We start from the raw sequence: 16,946 nt of genomic DNA, 5'->3' as shown, positions 1-16,946 counted from the left end.
AGCGCATCCCCCGCAGCCAACATCACACTAGAATTCAGCAGAGATCGAGAAGCTGAAGCTTTGCCCGACTTCGAAGCTGTCGATCTCGATCCGCTCGGTTCCGTTCGATAGAAATTCGAAATTGTCGCGGCCGAAGATGTTACGTGCCTCGAACTTCATTTCCAGCGGGATCTTGAAGATCTCGACGCCTTGCCGCGCTACGAAGTCCAGGCTGAAACCCGGGTCTTCGACAATGTCAGGCAGGCCGGCCGTACCGCGCCGCGTCACCCGCTCGCTCGCGAAATTGGCGAGGATGGTGAACTGCTGGAGGATTTCCTCATCCTCCAGACTTAGCTGCAGATTGACCAAGTGGTCTGACTGGCCAGTCAAAGGATCGCCATCGTTAAAGAACAAAGTCGCATCGTTCTCGAGCGCGCCGACGCCAGCGGTAAAGATGCGCGTGGTATCACCGGCGGCAACATTCAATTCCGACTGGGTATAGGTGTAGTTTGTGACCAGAACGACTTGCTTGTTCTCGAACCAGCCGCCCCAATCATACAGGCCTTTGGTGAACTGGGCTTCCACCTCTCCACCATACAGCGTTGCGCCCGGCGCATTGGCAAAGCGCGTGGTGAAGCTGGTGTCCGCACCGATCGAAACATAGGGTTCAATCGGGCTGTCCAGATCCTTGTAGAAGCCAGCGACCGAAACTCGGTTCCCGCGCCCGAAATAATATTCCATCCGCGCTTCCGCATTGAGCAGCTCGGTGTCTGTCAATGCGGGATTGCCGATATACTGACGTTGGTTGTCTGGATCGGTGTAGGGCTGGAAGATCAGCTCGCGGAATTGCGGACGGGCGATCGTCTTCGAAATACTCGCGCGGGCCTGCAAATCGTCGATAATTTCCCATGTGACCGTTGCGCCCGGCAGGAAATAGTCATTGTTCAAAGCGGTGCTTGCAAGCGAGACGAACGGGACGTCGAAGCGCTGGACCGTTCCGACTGTTTGCTTGGCATCTTCATACCGCACACCAAGATCGAAATTCAGGCCGAAGGCCGGTGTGATATTGGCTTTGACGTAGCCCGCCTGAATTTCCAGTTCGGCTTGAAATGCCGGATCGGTTTGGGTCGGTTCGATCAGGCCGATATTGTAGAAATCTATGACCGCATCGCCGAGCAGAAGATCGGGCCGCAAGGCGCCGACGCCGGGCGGAATGTTGTCGCCGTCGATAAGGAATTGCCGCCTCTCCGAAAAGCGGCTGGTGTCGGTATAGGCATAGCCGGCGGTAAGCGATAGCCAGTCGGTAACCGGATAGCTGACGTCGATACCGCCGTAATAGAGGTCTTCTTTCAGCTCGGAAAATGCAACCGAGGCACTGCCGCGCTGGCGGTCCAGTACGTTGATGAAGATGTCACCCGTGTCCTGGTTGGCCTGGTTGGTGCGCACATAGACGAATTCGTACTCGTAGGGCGCCTCGCGCTGGGTCTGGGCATAGCCTCCCCGTAAATCGACCGAAAGATCGCCGAACTCCAGCTCTGCGACCAATTGCGTATCGAGCAATTGCCGCTCGTACCAACCGGTATTTTGCGTGATCAGGCTGTCGCCATCGATTATCAATTCGCCAAAGCCGAGCCCGGTTTGTTTTAGCGTGTCGCGGATAAACAGGTTCGTCCACCGGAACTTATGCTCGCCGATCTCGAGGCCGAACCCGAGCATCGCGTTGCTCAGTATCCGGTTGTCGGTGATGAAGTTCTGCGAGTCCCGGTCGAGTTGTAGGTCGAGCGTACGCGGGTTCTGCGACGTGACGACTTTGGTGCGCAGCTTGTTGCTGACCGATGCAGTGCCGATGATGCCGAAACGACCATCGCTGCCGATATCGAAAGCCGTGCCGGCAGTGAACCCGCCCGAGAAATTCGGACGAACGTTATCGATTTTCTGCGCAAGGATCAGGTTGGGATTGCCCAATTGCTTGACGATTTCGCCCTGATCGACGGCTTGGTCGGCGATGCGCAGACCGCTATCGAAAAACGCTTGGAGTGCAGGGGGCACGTCGCGAGTGCCGTCGTCGAAACCGAAATAATCGTAGTCCGAGCCGTAATAGTCGAGGCCGTTTCCGAATGTGGTTTCGGTGTCGCCGCTGATGCCGGCGCTGATCTTGAAGAAGCTCTCTTCGGGTACCGCCCGGGTGGTCAAATTAATAACGCCGCCGCCGAATTCACCGGGGAAGTTGGCCGAATAGGTCTTTTGGACCAGCGAGGAGGCAATCACATTGGTCGGGAAAATGTCGAGCGGGACCACCCGGCTGAGCGGCTGCGGGGAAGGCAGCAGCAGGCCGTTGAGCAGCGCCAGTGAATAGCGGTCACCCAGACCGCGCACAAAGACATTACCGTTTCCGACAACCGACAATCCGGTCACGCGGCCTAGCGCGCCCGCAATGTCGCCTTCGCCGGTTCGGGCGATTTCTTCGGCAGACAGTACCGATACGACTTGCGCGGATGAGCGGGTCACGTCGCGATTGCGGCGGCCCGTAACGATGATATCACCGCCCGGGATGGAGATGTCGGGATCTTCGAACTGCTCTTCGGGTTCTTGCGCCTCTGCCGGATCCTGCGCCTCTTCCTGCGCGGTGTCGGATGGTCCGGAGTCTTGCGCAAAGGCGGCGCCCGGGAATGTGAGCGCGGTGGAGAGCAGGAGCAGCCCCGCCAACTGCTTGCTAGTGGTCATTTCGAAGAGCCCTTCATCGATAAAGGTTCAAAAACTGGAACAAGCGCTTTGGCGCTCATATGAAACAGGGAGGCCGTGCTGATCGACAGCGCGGCCTCCCCGAAAAGTGCCGTTTACGAAGTGTAGACTGGCAGTGAGGTGCAAGCGCCGGAATTGTTTCCGAACGTGATGCTGACCGAGTCGCAAGTCCAACCTTCGAAGCGAGTGTCGGTTGCGCGTGCTGCGCCGACAAAGCCCGCATTCTCGAAGAAGCTCGACAGGCCGGTCGGGTCAAAGGCCACCAGCGCATCTTCGTTCGCACCGTTGAGATAGGTCATCGACAATGTGTTGGTGAAGGCTGCGTTGTTGTTGGTGCCTGCGTTGAAGCGCGTTTGCACACCTGCTGCCGTGGTACCGCCGCTACCGTTACGGAAATCGGTAGCACAGTCGAGATTGAGTGACTGGAAATTGACCGGACCGGCTTCATCCAGAGCTGCGCTGGCGGCGCGGTTCAGCGTCTCGTCCCCGTCAATCCGCAGGCATGGTGTGCCATTGCTCGATGCATCGACGATAATCGTGTTGAGCAGGGCGTAATCGGCACGGCCACGGATGCGAACAACCTGGTCGATATTCTCGCGCTGAATGAACGTGGCGTTCGAAATTTGCGTGTTCTGGCGCGGGGTGTTCTCTTCCAGCGTGTTGGAGGAGTCAGCCTCGATGATCGTGTCACCGGTATCGGCGCGCTGAACGGCGACGACATATTGCAGATTGGCTTTCACGCCTGTGTCAGTGTCGATCGAATCGTCTTCTGCGCCAACGACCACCAGACCTTTGATGTTGACGAGGCCACCGAAGAACTCGACTCCATCATCGGCGCTGTTGAACGACATGATATTTTCGAATTGGGTGCCCGAACCGACACCGCCCGTTGTCAGAGCCTGAAGCTCGTCACCATTGGCGAGTACGGTGCCCGAATAGCGAAGCTGGACGAAGCTGACGCTGCCCGAGCTGTCTGTCGGAACATTTCCGCCATAGCGGGGAGGGGTAGTGGTGCCTTCGACTTCGCGTTCGCAATCCACCGAGCCCGGTGTCGCCGTGTTCGACAGGCAGTCAGTGACCGGTGCGCGGCCGTTAATAATCAGGCCGCCCCAGTCGCCCGAGGACGTGTCGGTATTCTGGCCGAGCACGTTCTGCTGGCTGGTGAAGATGATCGGGCGCGCGGCGGTGCCGTTGGCCTGAATCTCGTTGCCGCGGTTTACGTTGAGGTAGGACGCATCGAGACCGACCAAAGTCACGCCCGGATCAATCGTCAACGTGACATTCGTGTCGCTGAGGCCGTCCGACGCATCGGCGGCCGGACCGCCATCGGTGCCGACATCAACCTGACCATCGATCAGATACAGAACTGCTGCGGTTGCGGGGGTGAATTGCAGCTGCGTGTCACGATTGAATCGCGCTGGCAGCTGGCACAGCAGATAGGAACCGGTTGGACCGGTAATTACGCCGCGATTTGTCAGACCCTGAGGATCGGCGATGAACGGGCACGCAGTCGCCGCTGTTGCCGTGCTGGCTGGTGTCGGGGTCGGTGTAGGCGTCGGCGCTGCAGGCGGATTGTTGATGGTGATGTTGCCGCCGGTGCCCGGAGACGCGATTTCTTCGGCGCCGCAACCAGCAAGAGCCAGCGCGCTGCAACCAAGAATGAAAGAACGATGCAAGTTAGTCACGGAACGGACCCCCTAAAAAGTCGAGAAACAGATGGGTGCGAGTCGATGTCGCGACTCGTCAGCTAGGGGGATTGCGTGACAGTTTTTGTTCGAAGATTTCGCTTTTGTGAATCTAACGAAACTAAGTCATCCACATGACAAATATGACCGTTTTTGACGCCATCCGGTGTCTTCGATCAGTCAACCAGGTTCAGTGCCGAATGGCGCCGCGCGGGCAAATATTACAAAACAGTGACAATGTTTCATTTTTGTTGCAGTTCACGGCCTCAACCTACATCTTCCCAACCAGATTAATGAATTGGGAGAGAACACATGGCCCTTTTGGTATCAGCCGCGGCACTCGCTTTGTTACAGCCGACACCCGCACCGGCAGACATGGTCGATGTTGCCTATAATGAAATGGCGGCAGAGCAGAACGCTGCAGCAATCGAGCGGATTGAAGCCAATGACGCGCTTGATCTGGATGATCCTGCGCGGCTTATCAATTTGGGCATTGCCAATGCTAGAGAGGGCCGGGTCGCACTGGCGCGTAAGTTGCTCAATGCAGCCGCGCACTCTGAAACGCGCTTTCGCTTGGAGACAGCATCGGGTGAATGGGTGGATTCCCGCTGGCTCGCCCGTCGTGCTCTAGCGCGGCTTGATGAGCACGCTGGCATAGGGCCAACGCGCGTAGCTGCACGTTAACCACCAATAACCATCCATTTGCGGTCGCAAATTGCCAGGCGAGCTTCTGCTCGCCGGGCTTTTATGCATTAATGTAACGCCCTCTTCATCGCCGTTCACCTTGTTGTCACCGTGTTGTCATGTAGGGTGCACAAGGGAGTCGGACGGAGCATATGATGATTCTTGGCACTTTGGGCCGCGGCACTCTTGTGATGTGCTTGGTCCTGACATCCGCGCCTGCATTGGCCGATGTTATGCAAATTGAAGCGGATGGAGCGCGCTGGATTGCTGGCGGTCCTACCGCTGTGCCTGTTACAGAGATTGCCCCGCAATCCGGTGATCCGGTTCAGCTATCCGCCGACTTCGCGGTTCCCAATGAAGCAATCGCAGATGCTGCGCGACAGGCAGGGCTGATCCCGGCGCATTACGTTGCGAAAGTGCAAGAGCTTTCAGGCCGCTTCGATCTCAGTCCTGCGCTCATCGAAGCGCTGGTCTGGCAAGAAAGCCGTTGGCGAGCCAACGCCGTGTCGCCGAAGGGCGCGCGCGGCCTGGCTCAATTGATGCCGGGCACAGCCAGAGAACTGGGCGTTAATCCCAACGATCCCTTTGCCAATCTGGAAGGCGGGGCGCGGTACCTCCGCGAACAGCTCGATCGGTTCGATGGTAATCTCGAAAAAGCGCTCGCCGCTTATAATGCCGGACCAGGCCGTGTGATCAAGGCAGGCGGTGTCCCGCGCATCCGCGAGACTCAAGAATATGTAGCTGCTATTATGGGCAGATTGTCCAACCATTCCCGGAGTTCAATTTAGATGCGTCTTTCGTCTCGTTTTTCTGCTGCCATGGCAGCAATTGTGGCATTCTCGCCGACCGCAGCATTGGCGCAGCAGGCGGCCGATCCGCAAGGCTCGGGCCCGATCGTTAATGCGCTCGCATGGTTGCAGGGTACTTTGCTTGGTAATGTGGCGACCGCAATCGCGGTCATGGCCGTCGCAGCTATCGGCTTCATGATGCTGACCGGCCGGATGAACTGGCGATTTGGTGCGACGGTAATCATCGGGCTGTTCATCCTGTTCGGCGCGAGCACCATTGTAGCCGGTATTCAGGGAGCTGCAGGCTAACCGATCATGACCGAACTCGTTCGCCATCCTGTCCATCGCTCGCTGACCCGGCCGCAAATGTTTGCCGGTGTGACGATGAACTTCTTCATCATCAATTTTCTGGTGACCGGCGAATTATTCCTGATTTTCAAAAGCCTGTGGATTTTGCCGTTGCCCTTTATTCTCCATGCCATCGGCTATTTTGCCTGTCTGCGGGAGCCCCGAGTGTTTGACCTTTGGATCACCAAAGTCAGCAAATGCCCGCGGGTGAAAAACTGGAAGCGGTGGGGCTGCAACAGCTACGCCGCGTGACTGGGCAATAAGACCTGAAGGAGGGTCTTGAAAGTATGAGTAACTGGATCGGAGCAGCAGCCTGGAGCGCCAAGGAAGCCCGCGCCGGCGACCGGCTGCCCTATGCCGGCTTGATCGATGCCAGCACGATGATGCTGCGCGATGGCTCGGTCATGACTGCTATTCAGGTTCCGGGACTGCTGTTCGAAACCGAAGATAGCGATGCGCTAAATGCCCATGCGGCCACTCGCGAAGTGATGCTGCGCTCGACGCTCGACGCACGCTTTGTGATGTATCACCACGTGATCCGCCGCCGGGTCGAGGTTGAACTGGATGCGGAATTCGAAGACCCGCTTTCGGCCCATATCGACAAACGCTGGAAAGAGCGTCTTGGCCACGGCGCGCTGTTTATCAATGACCAGTTTATCACGCTGATCCGCCGTCCGGCGCGTGGCAAGGCCGGCTTCGCAGAGCGTATGGCGAAAACGTGGAAACGCTGGACATCCGGCACGCGCGAAGAGATTGAAGCCGATCCGCGCGATGTCCGCGCGCTGAAAGCTGCTGCCACCGGTCTGATTGCGTCGCTGTCATCCTATGGCGCGCGATTGCTCGATGAGTATGAAGGTGGCAGCGGCGGTGCAAACAACGAAATTCTGGAACTGCTGAGCGCCCTTTATAATGGCGAAATGCGGCCCGTCCGCCGTCCGCATGAAGACACGGATATCGGCCAGATGCTGCCTTATCGCCGCGTCAGCTTCGGCCTCGATGCTATGGAATCGCGCGGGTCGAGCGGACCCGATTTTGCTGCGATGATCAGCTTGAAGGAATATCCCGACGCGACATCGCCCGGCCTGCTCGATGGTTTGCTACGGCTACCCTATGAGATGGTCGTCAGCGAAAGCTATGCCCCGAGCGAACGGCAGACCGCGCGCGAGCGGATGGATTTGTCGATCCGCCGGTTGCGGTCGGCGGATGAGGAAGCGGCTGCTGAGCGTGCCGATATGATGGCTGCACGCGATGCCCTGGGCAATGGCGCGGTTGGTTTTGGCGATCACCATTTGAGCGTTCTTGTGCGCGAGAGCGACCTGGCGCGTCTGGACGATGCCACGGCCGCATGTTCTGCCGCGCTTGCCGACACCGGCGCGATTGCGGTGCGCGAGGACACCAATCTGGAACCGGCATTCTGGGGGCAGTTCCCCGGTAACGAGCAATATCTTGTGCGCCGTGCAATGATTTCCAGCGCCAATATGGCTAGCTTCGGCTCGCTCCATGGCTTTGCATTGGGGCAAGCCAGCGGCAATCATTGGGGTGAGGCCGTCACGCTGCTGGAAACGACCAGCGCGACACCGTTTTTCTTCAATTTCCACCATGGCGATCTGGGCAATTTCTCGGTCATCGGGCCCAGCGGCTCGGGCAAAACCGTAGTGATGAACTTCCTTGCAGCGCAGGCTCAGAAATTCAGCCCACGCACGATCCTGTTCGACAAGGATCGCGGTGCCGAGCTGTTCGTGCGCGGCATTGGCGGGCGCTATGACCGGATCAATGCGGGGCAGCCGACCGGATTCAACCCGCTGGCTCTTTCTGACAATCCGACCAACCGTGCCTTCTTACGCGACTGGCTGGGCGTGCTGCTCAACGCTGATGGTCCGGAGGAGCTGGCCACGATCAGCGCGGCGGTCGATGCGACTTATGCCAATGACCCGTCGCTACGCCGCTTGCGCCATTTCAAGGAATTGCTGGCTGGTTCACGCCGTCCGCAACCGGGTGATCTGGCGGGCCGGCTGGAAGCGTGGATCACAGACGGGGAGCATGGCTGGCTGTTCGATAATGAGCAGGACCGTTTGAACCTCGACAATCGCGTGCTCGGTTTCGATATGACCGCGCTGCTCGAAAACCCGCGCTTGCGCACGCCGACAATGATGTATCTGTTCCACCGGATCGATCAGCGCCTGGATGGCGAGCCAACCATGATCCTGATCGACGAAGGCTGGAAAGCGCTGGATGATGAAGTCTTCGCCGCGCGCATTCGCGATTGGCTCAAGACTTTGCGGAAACGCAATGCTCTGGTCGGTTTTGCGACACAGTCCGCGCGCGATGCGCTGGATAGCCGGATATCGACCGCATTGGTCGAGCAGACAGCAACGATGGTCTTCATGCCAAACTCGCGTGCCAAGGCGGAGGATTACTGCGACGGGTTCGGCCTGACCGAGCATGAATTGGCGCTGATCCGGTCGCTACCAGCGCATAGCCGCTGCTTCCTAGTACGCCAGCCCGATGCATCGGTTGTGGTGCGGCTTGATCTATCGAACGCACCCGAGGTTCTGACCATCCTGTCGGGCCGCGAGGCATCGGTGCGCAGGCTCGATACGCTGCGTGAATCGCTCGGCGATAATCCCGCTGAATGGTATCCCGCGCTGACCGGCAAAGGCTGGCCCGGCAATCCGGGCGCCGATAGCGAATTTCCTGTGTGGCAGGCCGCCGAATGAGCGCAAACTGCGAAGCCTTGATGAATGAAGTCGGTTCGGGCGTGGCTGCGGCTTTGCGCGCGGTCGACTGCACGGCATCGGAAGTCAGCGCGGCTGCATTCGGGCGGCTGTTCGCGCCCGGCGGTGCCATGGCGCCGGTGCTCACAATGCTGCTGGGGCTGTTTATTGCGTTCTTCGCGATTGCATTGCTTTTGGGGCGTTCCAACCTGTCGGTCCGCTCGCTCGTTCCGCGCATGCTGACGCTGGGCTTGGTCGTAACATTCGCCACGAGTTGGGTGGCGTATCAAACTGTCGTTTGGAACCTTGCGATTGGTGCGCCGGACTATCTGGCGTCAATCCTGACAGGCAGCCAGGGCTCCGCAACGACGACCTTCGCCGACAAGATCGACATCGTGTTTCTGGCCGTCCAGCAGGCGACCGAAGGCGTAGGCGGCCAAGCGCAAGGTGCACAGCAAGGCGGCGGAGAGATCACTGCATTCTCTCCGCAAGGCATCTTGTGGCTCGGCGCGTTACTGCTTTTGCTTGGTACGGTAGGCGTGTTGGTCACGGCGCGGATCGGCCTTGCTCTGCTCGTCGCCCTTGGACCCATCTTTGTGGTGATGGCACTATTCACCAGCACACGCGGCTTGTTTGTTGGCTGGCTAAAGGGTGTCGTGATGCTTGGCCTGACACCGCTCTTTGCCGTGCTTGGCGGCGGCGTGATGCTTGAGCTGGCCGTGCCAATCCTGTCCTCGCTCAGCCAGGTTCCTGGGCAGATCGATCCACGCTCGGCAATGGCCTTCTTCCTGATCGGCGCGGTCCATGTGGCGCTGATGATTATGGTCCTGAAAGTGTCGGCCACTATGGTTTCCGGCTGGAAAGTTTTCGGCCTTGTCGCCGACGAAAAAGCGGATCGTGATGACGCACCTTTCGTGCAGCAAACACCGGCACCCGCGCCTGCTTCTATCGCACCGCTTTCGACGGCGCAGGCGGCTGGAATGTCGAGCCCGCCGCGCCGCACGATTCCGGTATCAGGCATCGCGCCATCACAAGCCGCGAACGATACTGCAGGTGGCGATAGTGCAGTGACCAAGCGCGAAACAAAAGTCTTCGCGACCACTTCGGGCAGCGGCCAAGTGCAACCGCTGACGCCCGCCGCATCTCGCACGAATGGTATTGGCAACCGTTTCCGCTCTGCCAGCAGCAATAGTTCGGAGAAATTGAAATGATACGCGCGCTTTCCCTCGCGCCGCTAGCCGCATTGGCGCTGTTCGCCTCCGCGACCCCAGCAGCGGCGAATGACCCGCGTTTGGTTGAGCGCCTCTATGATCCGGCCGAAGTTGTCCGAATCGAAGGCAAAACCAAAGTGCAAGCAACAATCGCATTCGATCCCGATGAGAGCATCGAGAATGTCGCCATTGGCGATTCAAGCGCATGGCAGGTTACCCCGAACAAGCGTGCTAATTTGCTGTTCGTGAAACCGCTCAGCCCGACGGCGCGCACCAATATGACGGTCATTACCAACCGCCACACATATCTGTTCGATCTGGTTGCGAGCCCGCGTGCGGAGCCGCTTTACGTGCTGCGCTTTACATACCCCGAAGAACCCGAACCGCAGGAGCCACAAATTGTCGAACTGCCGAATGCAGTTGAATTGGCTGCCGCCAGCGATCCCTATGCGGTTGTCGATCCGGCGGCGCTCAACTTTGCATGGTCAAGTGACGGTGATCGCGACGTGTTGCCCGAACGGGCCTATGATGATGGGAATGCGACATTCCTGACATGGCCTTCGGGCAAGCCTGTGCCGGCGATCCTGATAAAGGACTCGAAAGGCACCGAAGGACCGGTGAATTTCTCTGTACGCGGTGATACTATTGTGGTCGACGGCGTGCCGCGTGAGATCGTTCTGCGGTCGGGCAAAAACAGCGCGATTTTGATCAATGATGGTCCGGTCCGCGCGACAAACAGTGACCCCCAGGCCTCGCTGGCGCGGTCGGATGTTCCTTCGGATAGGGAGGGTAAATAATGGCTCTCACAGGCAAACTTCCCGGCAGCAAAGATGACGGCGACCCGCGCGAGCAGGAATCTGCCGAAATCATCGATCTCGCCAGTCGCAATTCGTTCCCCGCCGTTACCCAGCGCAAGGGCGCCTCGGACGGTTTGGGCTTAGCCGCCGGTGTCGCCTTGGTTGCGGCAATCGGTGCAGTGACGCTCTGGGGCATGAACTCCGCCCGCGTTGCCCCGCCAGAAGGTGTGGGCGGCGCGCAGCAACCCGCTCCGCAACCGGCACCGCAAACCGCTGTTGCAGCCGCTCCGGTCGCTGCTACGCCTGCCGTGGTTCCCCAGCGGATTGATCCGGCGCCGGCTCCGGTGCTGGCGAATCCGCCGATGACCAACGCTGGTCCTGTAGCCAATCCCTACGCAACTCCGACTGTCGTATTCGACGCCAGCGGTGCACCGGTAGGCACAGTGGCTGTTCCGCCAGCCGCCATTGGAGAGGCCACACCCAACGTTCCCGGGACGGGATCAGCCAATGATTTCGCCAGCCGCGTTGGCGGTGTCGGCGGCGGCCCTGCCCAGGCCAAGGCGATGGTCAACCCGCAAACGACCGTGACACAGGGAACGCTCATTCCAGCAGTGCTCGAAACTGCCATCGACACCAATGTCCCGGGTTATGTCCGCGCGGTGGTCAGTCAGGACGTGCGCAGCTTTGACGGAACCAATGTGCTGGTCCCGCGCAGTTCACGTCTGATCGGTCAGTATCAATCCGGCCTGCAGAACGGCCAGAAGCGCGCTTACGTGATCTGGACTCGCCTGATCCGCCCTGATGGGGCTTCTGTCGACATTCAATCGCCAGCTGTTGGCTTTGACGGAACCACGGGCCTCGAAGGCAAAGTCAAAAGCAATTTCTTCCAGCGTTTCGGATCGGCCATGCTCTTGTCCGTCGTTGGTGGTCTTTCGGCCATCGGCACGGGTGGTGCTTCGGTTGTTCTCGGCGGCGGCGGTCAAGCGGCGGCTGCTGCGGCACAGCAGGATAGCCAGATCGGGCCGACCATCCGTGTGCGCCAGGGCGAACCAATCCGTGTATTCACTGCACGCGATCTCGATTTCTCGACCGTCATGGGCAACTGAACGGCAGGGACTTGATGAGCGCTGATATCCATCCTTTCCAGCCTGATACGGCCGCGCCCGTGCCGCGATTGGATGCAGAGCGCAGTGTGTATCTGGACGCCTATCTCGGGCCGTTCCGTGAGTGGCTCGACCGCGACACGGTGACAGAAATCATTGTGAACCGGCCGGGTGAGGTGTGGATTGAAGATGCGGCATCATCCGGCATGCAGCGGCTCGATGTCGCGGCGATCGACGACCAGCTGGTGCAAAGACTGGCCGAACAAGTCGCGCGGGTCAGCCATCAGGGTATCAATCGCGAGCATCCACTGCTGGGTGCGACCTTGCCCGATGGCGCGCGCATCCAGTTTTGCGGCCCGCCAGCTTCGCGCAAACATTGGGTGATGGCAATTCGTCGCCACCGTAGGCTTGACCTGCCGCTCGATGCCTATGATGCAGGCCCGCTGAAACCTGCGGAGAGCCTGACTCTACCCGATCCGCAGCAACAACCGATCGACTATCTGCGGGCAGCGATTGGCGCGCGGCGGACAATTCTGATCTCTGGCGGTACATCGACCGGCAAGACGACTTTCCTCAACGCGATGCTCGGCGAAATACCGAGCCATGAGCGCGTGGTCGCTGTCGAGGATACGCCGGAACTCAAACTACCCGGCCAAAACGGTGTCGGCCTGGTCGCTGTCAAAGGCGAATTGGGTGAAGCAAAAGTCACCGCCAACGAGCTTCTGCAAGCAGCCCTCCGTCTGCGCCCCGACCGCATCGTACTCGGCGAATTGCGCGGCGCGGAGAGTGTCAGCTTTCTGCGCGCAATCAATACCGGACATCCGGGCAGCTTTTCCACCATTCACGCCAACAGCTTGCGCGGCGCGTTGGAGCAGCTTGCTTTGATGGTCATGCAAACCGGCATCGGTCTGTCACGTTCGGACACAATTGCTTACGCGGCTTCTGTCGTTGATGTTATTGTCCAGCTTGGCCGCGATGCGGATGGCAAGCGCGGAATCAGCGAAATTGCCGAGACCAGCACCCTTATTTAATCTGTTGCTGAAATTGCTCGCGGGACAGAGTATGACACGTTTATGTCATGACCCTCGCATCGATTTACTTACAGGACAGACGCTATCAAGCCTTCGGCCCAGCCTTCCACAATATACACCCCGGCACGCAGCCGGCTCAGGTCTATGACACAGCATCCTATCCCGCTCGACACCGATGATGATCTTGATCCGCAAGCAGCGTCGGAGGGTGCAGCTGAGCGGTATATCAACCGCGAACTAAGCTGGCTGGAGTTCAACGCGCGGGTTCTGTCGGAAGCTGAAAATCTCAATTATCCGCTGCTCGAACGGCTGCGTTTCCTGTCGATTTCGGGCAGCAATCTCGACGAGTTCATGATGATCCGGGTCGCGGGTCTGGTTGGCCAGGCCCAGCGCGGGATTGAGCGCCTTTCAATTGATGGCAGGAGCCCGTCGCAGCAATTGGCTGCCATTCGCGATGCGGTGCAGGACATCAACCAGAAGCAGCAAGATATCTGGCGGGATCTGCGCACTGCACTGGATGAAGCGGGCATCTCCATCGCGGATGACCGGCGAGTCAGTGCCGTAACTTACCGCACGCTCAAGGCCTATTTCCTCGAAGAAATTGCGCCGGTCATTACCCCACAGGCGCTTGATCCGGCGCACCCATTCCCATTCGTTTCTAACGAGGGGATCGGCGTCCTCTTCACGCTCACCCGCGAAAGCGATGGCGAGCAAGTGGTCGAGATGATCCTGATCCCGTCCGGGCTGCCGCGCTTTGTACGCGTGCCGGGCGAAGATGCGGTCTATATCAGCATCGAAAGTCTGATTGCGCGCTTCGCCAAACATCTGTTCCCGGGGTTCGCGATCGAAGGCGACGGCGCGTTCCGGGTGCTGCGTGACAGCGATATCGAGATCGAGGAAGAGGCTGAAGATCTCGTCCGCACTTTCCGTAGCGCGATTCAGCGTCGCCGCCGCGGCCAAGTGATCCAGCTCGAGATCGAGGAAAACTTTGATCCAGTGGCAGAAGAAATTCTCCGCGAACAATTGGGCATCCATGGCGGCACTGTGGTAAAAACGGACGGGATGATCGGCATTGCGGGCCTCGCTGATATCGTTGCCGAAGACCGGCCCGATCTGAAATTCGCCAATTACAGCCCGCGCTATCCGGAACGTGTGCGCGAGCATGACGGAGACTGTTTTTCTGCCATTCGCGAAAAAGACATCGTTATTCACCACCCGTATGAAAGTTTCGAAGTGGTGGTCGATTTCCTGCGGCAAGCGGCTGTCGATCCGGATGTCGTTGCTATCAAGCAGACGCTCTACCGTGCGGGCAATCAATCGCCCGTGATCGCGGCGCTCATTGCTGCTGCTGAGGATGGAAAGTCGGTCACTGCCGTGGTCGAGTTAAAGGCGCGGTTTGATGAGGAGCAAAACCTGCTCTGGGCATCGCAATTGGAGCGAGCCGGCGTGCAGGTGATCTACGGCTTTGTCGATTGGAAGACACACGCCAAAGTGTCGATGGTCGTCCGCCGCGAAGAGCAGGGGCTGCGGACCTACTGCCACTTCGGAACGGGCAATTATCATCCGATCAACGCCAAGATTTACACCGATCTCAGTTTTTTCACCGCCGATCCGAAATTCGGGCGCGATGCGGCGAAACTATTTAATTTCGTCACCGGCTATGTCGAACCGCGCAGACTGGAAACACTGGCAATCTCGCCTATCCAGCTACGTGAGCAGCTTTATACACTGATCGACAAGGAAATCGAAAATGCGGGCAATGGCAGACCGGCGGCGATCTGGGCGAAGCTCAATTCGCTGACTGATAAAGGCGTGATCGACCGGCTCTATGCGGCGAGCCAGGCGGGCGTGGAAATCCAGCTCGTAGTGCGCGGGATCAGTTGTCTGCGCGCAGGCGTCGAAGGATTGTCCCAGAATATCCGTGTTAAATCGATCATCGGGCGTTTTCTGGAGCATAGCCGTATCTGGGCGTTCGCCGCTGGCTACAAAATGCCTAGCGAACGCGCAAAAGTGTTCATCTCCTCCGCCGATGCGATGTCGCGCAATCTTAACCGACGGGTTGAAGTGATGGTGCCGATCCGCAACCGGACGGTGCACGATCAGGTTCTCGGGCAAGTGCTACTGGCAAATCTTCTCGATTCAGAGCAAAGCTGGGAACAGCAGCCTGACGGGAGTTACGAACGCATGGAAACCGGCGAAAAACCGTTCAATTGTCACCGCTATTTCATGACCAATCCGTCGCTTTCCGGCCGTGGTGGTTCACTGGAAGCAGGCGGCGTGCCCAAGCTGGCACTGCGCAGAGGCGGCGCCTGATGGCATTGCGTTCGCGCTCGGCTGATCGTCAGGGGGCGTTCTCGGGAAACAGAGTTGAGCGGGCGATCATCGATATCGGCTCCAATACAGTGCGGTTGGTGCTGTATGGCGGTTCGCCCCGCGCACCCGTGGTGCTGTTCAACGAAAAAGTGGTCGCGCAGCTGGGCCGCGAGATTGCTGAAACCGGCCTGCTTGCTGATGCGGCTGTCGAGTTGGCGATGCGCGGGCTGACACGGTTTGCGTTACTTCTGAAAGAATTGAAGGTCGAGGTGATTGATGTTGTCGCAACGGCGGCAGTTCGAGCGGCGACCAATGGACCGGATTTTGTCAAAGCCGTCAACGCGCTTGGATTACCTGTGCGTATTTTGTCGGGAGACGAGGAAGCGCGGATTAGTGCCATGGGCATCAATGGCGCGTTCCCCGGTGCAAAAGGTGTCGTCGCCGATTTGGGGGGCGGTAGCTTGGAATTGGTGCTGATCGGCGATAGCGATTGCGGGTTGGCGACCAGCCTGCCGCTTGGCACGTTGCGGCTGCCCGAACATCGCGGCACGAACCACGCAGACACCAAAAGCAATCTTTCCAATGTACTCGCTGCGGCAGATTGGTTGGAGCATGTCGACGGCGCGCTGTATTTGGTGGGCGGTACATGGCGCGCTATGGCAGTGGTCGCGATGGAGGATCGCAATTATCCGCTGACCGATCCGCACGGGTTTGAAATGCCACTTCAGGACGCCCAAGCGCTTGCTGCGAAGATCGCGGATATGGAGCCGGAGGCTTTGAACACATCCCCGCGTATCTCGACGATGCGGTCACAGAGTCTTCCGAACGCGGGAGTCCTTCTGTCCACATTGCTTGAGCGTTTCACTCCCGAGAAAATCATATTTTCGTCGTGGGGCCTGCGCGAAGGTGTGCTGTTTGATGAACTCGAAGAATATGCGCGCAAGCAGGACCCGTTGCTTGCGGGCGTGGGTGAGTTCGCAAATTTGCGCGGCTGCCCGCCTGCACTTGCTACGCAAGTGGCCGGTTGGACAGTGCGAGCAGTCCCGGAAATGTCGCAGGGCTCCGAACGCTTGCGCCTTTCCGCGACGATGCTTGCACTTGCGTCCATGCAGATCGAACCAAACTTGCGCCGCGAAATTGCCATGGACTGGGCGCTTCACAAGCGCTGGATCGCGCTCGATGCGTGTGGCCGCGCAATGATGGCCGCGGCGGTTTCCGCGAACGGTAACAATTGCGACATGCCGGATTCGGTGGCCGAGCTGGCGTCACCCGCGCAGATCGAAGAGGCGATTTCGTGGGGTTTGGCAATCCGCCTTTGCCGCCGTTTAGGAGGGCGATCAGACCGGACATTCAACGTCAGCGACCTGCGGGTCGAGAGCGATGATCTGGTCCTTTCGATCGAGCATAGCCACCGCGCATTCTACGGCATTCCGAACGAGAAGGACATGGACCTGCTGGCGGATCGCCTGGGTCTCAACCCCGTCATGCGAGTGCTGGGCGAGGTGGAGATGGGACTGCTTCGTCAGCCGGATATAGAACTGGCGAAATAGC

The 16,946-nt window shown here is 58.9% G+C and carries 13 protein-coding genes; 11 read left to right on the top strand and 2 right to left on the bottom strand.

Translation table 11 applies throughout. The features are described 5' to 3' along the window. Positions 1–27: 27 nt before the first annotated feature. Complete coding sequence (locus tag GRI35_RS13130) at positions 28–2,703, bottom strand: TonB-dependent receptor domain-containing protein (RefSeq protein WP_160614570.1); 2,676 nt, start codon at positions 2,701–2,703, stop codon at positions 28–30. 113 nt (positions 2,704–2,816) lie between these two features. Then, complete coding sequence (locus GRI35_RS13125) at positions 2,817–4,406, bottom strand: hypothetical protein (RefSeq protein ID WP_160614569.1); 1,590 nt, start codon at positions 4,404–4,406, stop codon at positions 2,817–2,819. Between the two features lie 312 nt (positions 4,407–4,718). Here GRI35_RS13125 and GRI35_RS13120 point away from each other — a divergent pair, with 312 nt between their 5' ends. From GRI35_RS13120 to GRI35_RS13070, 11 genes are all read left to right on the top strand, one after another. Beyond that, positions 4,719–5,090 (top strand): hypothetical protein, encoded by a 372-nt coding sequence (locus GRI35_RS13120; RefSeq protein WP_160614568.1) that lies wholly within the window; start codon positions 4,719–4,721, stop codon positions 5,088–5,090. 152 nt (positions 5,091–5,242) lie between these two features. Beyond that, on the top strand, positions 5,243–5,878 hold the full coding sequence (locus GRI35_RS13115) for a lytic transglycosylase domain-containing protein (RefSeq protein WP_235900224.1): 636 nt from the start codon (positions 5,243–5,245) through the stop codon (positions 5,876–5,878). Between the two features lie 30 nt (positions 5,879–5,908). Further along, the gene (locus GRI35_RS13110; protein WP_407985118.1) at positions 5,909–6,187 is read left to right on the top strand and encodes a TrbC/VirB2 family protein; all 279 of its coding nucleotides are present in this window, start codon (positions 5,909–5,911) and stop codon (positions 6,185–6,187) included. Positions 6,188–6,193: 6 nt separating this feature from the next. Next, on the top strand, positions 6,194–6,478 hold the full coding sequence (locus GRI35_RS13105) for a type IV secretion system protein VirB3 (protein ID WP_160614566.1): 285 nt from the start codon (positions 6,194–6,196) through the stop codon (positions 6,476–6,478). Positions 6,479–6,513: 35 nt separating this feature from the next. Next, positions 6,514–8,943 (top strand): VirB4 family type IV secretion/conjugal transfer ATPase, encoded by a 2,430-nt coding sequence (locus GRI35_RS13100; RefSeq protein WP_160614565.1) that lies wholly within the window; start codon positions 6,514–6,516, stop codon positions 8,941–8,943. Beyond that, the gene (locus GRI35_RS13095; RefSeq protein WP_160614564.1) at positions 8,940–10,151 is read left to right on the top strand and encodes a type IV secretion system protein; all 1,212 of its coding nucleotides are present in this window, start codon (positions 8,940–8,942) and stop codon (positions 10,149–10,151) included. Before GRI35_RS13100 ends, GRI35_RS13095 begins: the two co-directional genes overlap by 4 nt. Then, positions 10,148–10,948, top strand: a complete 801-nt coding sequence (locus GRI35_RS13090; RefSeq protein ID WP_160614563.1) for a TrbG/VirB9 family P-type conjugative transfer protein — start codon at positions 10,148–10,150, stop codon at positions 10,946–10,948. Before GRI35_RS13095 ends, GRI35_RS13090 begins: the two co-directional genes overlap by 4 nt. Further along, entirely contained in the window at positions 10,948–12,054 is a 1,107-nt protein-coding gene (locus GRI35_RS13085; RefSeq protein ID WP_160614562.1) for a TrbI/VirB10 family protein, read from the top strand. The genes GRI35_RS13090 and GRI35_RS13085 overlap by 1 nt, the downstream gene beginning before the upstream one ends. Positions 12,055–12,068: 14 nt before the next feature. Continuing rightward, complete coding sequence (gene virB11, locus GRI35_RS13080) at positions 12,069–13,082, top strand: P-type DNA transfer ATPase VirB11 (protein ID WP_160614561.1); 1,014 nt, start codon at positions 12,069–12,071, stop codon at positions 13,080–13,082. Between the two features lie 144 nt (positions 13,083–13,226). Continuing rightward, on the top strand, positions 13,227–15,395 hold the full coding sequence (locus tag GRI35_RS13075; protein WP_160614560.1) for an RNA degradosome polyphosphate kinase: 2,169 nt from the start codon (positions 13,227–13,229) through the stop codon (positions 15,393–15,395). Further along, positions 15,395–16,945, top strand: a complete 1,551-nt coding sequence (locus GRI35_RS13070) for a Ppx/GppA family phosphatase (RefSeq protein WP_160614559.1) — start codon at positions 15,395–15,397, stop codon at positions 16,943–16,945. The genes GRI35_RS13075 and GRI35_RS13070 overlap by 1 nt, the downstream gene beginning before the upstream one ends. The last annotated feature ends 1 nt before the right edge of the window (position 16,946 follow it).

Origin of the sequence: Pontixanthobacter aestiaquae, from assembly GCF_009827455.1 — a bacterium.
Taxonomy (GTDB): Bacteria; Pseudomonadota; Alphaproteobacteria; order Sphingomonadales; family Sphingomonadaceae; genus Pontixanthobacter; species Pontixanthobacter aestiaquae.
Note: the sequence above shows the minus strand (reverse complement) of the source record. Positions and strands in the feature narration are given on the sequence as shown.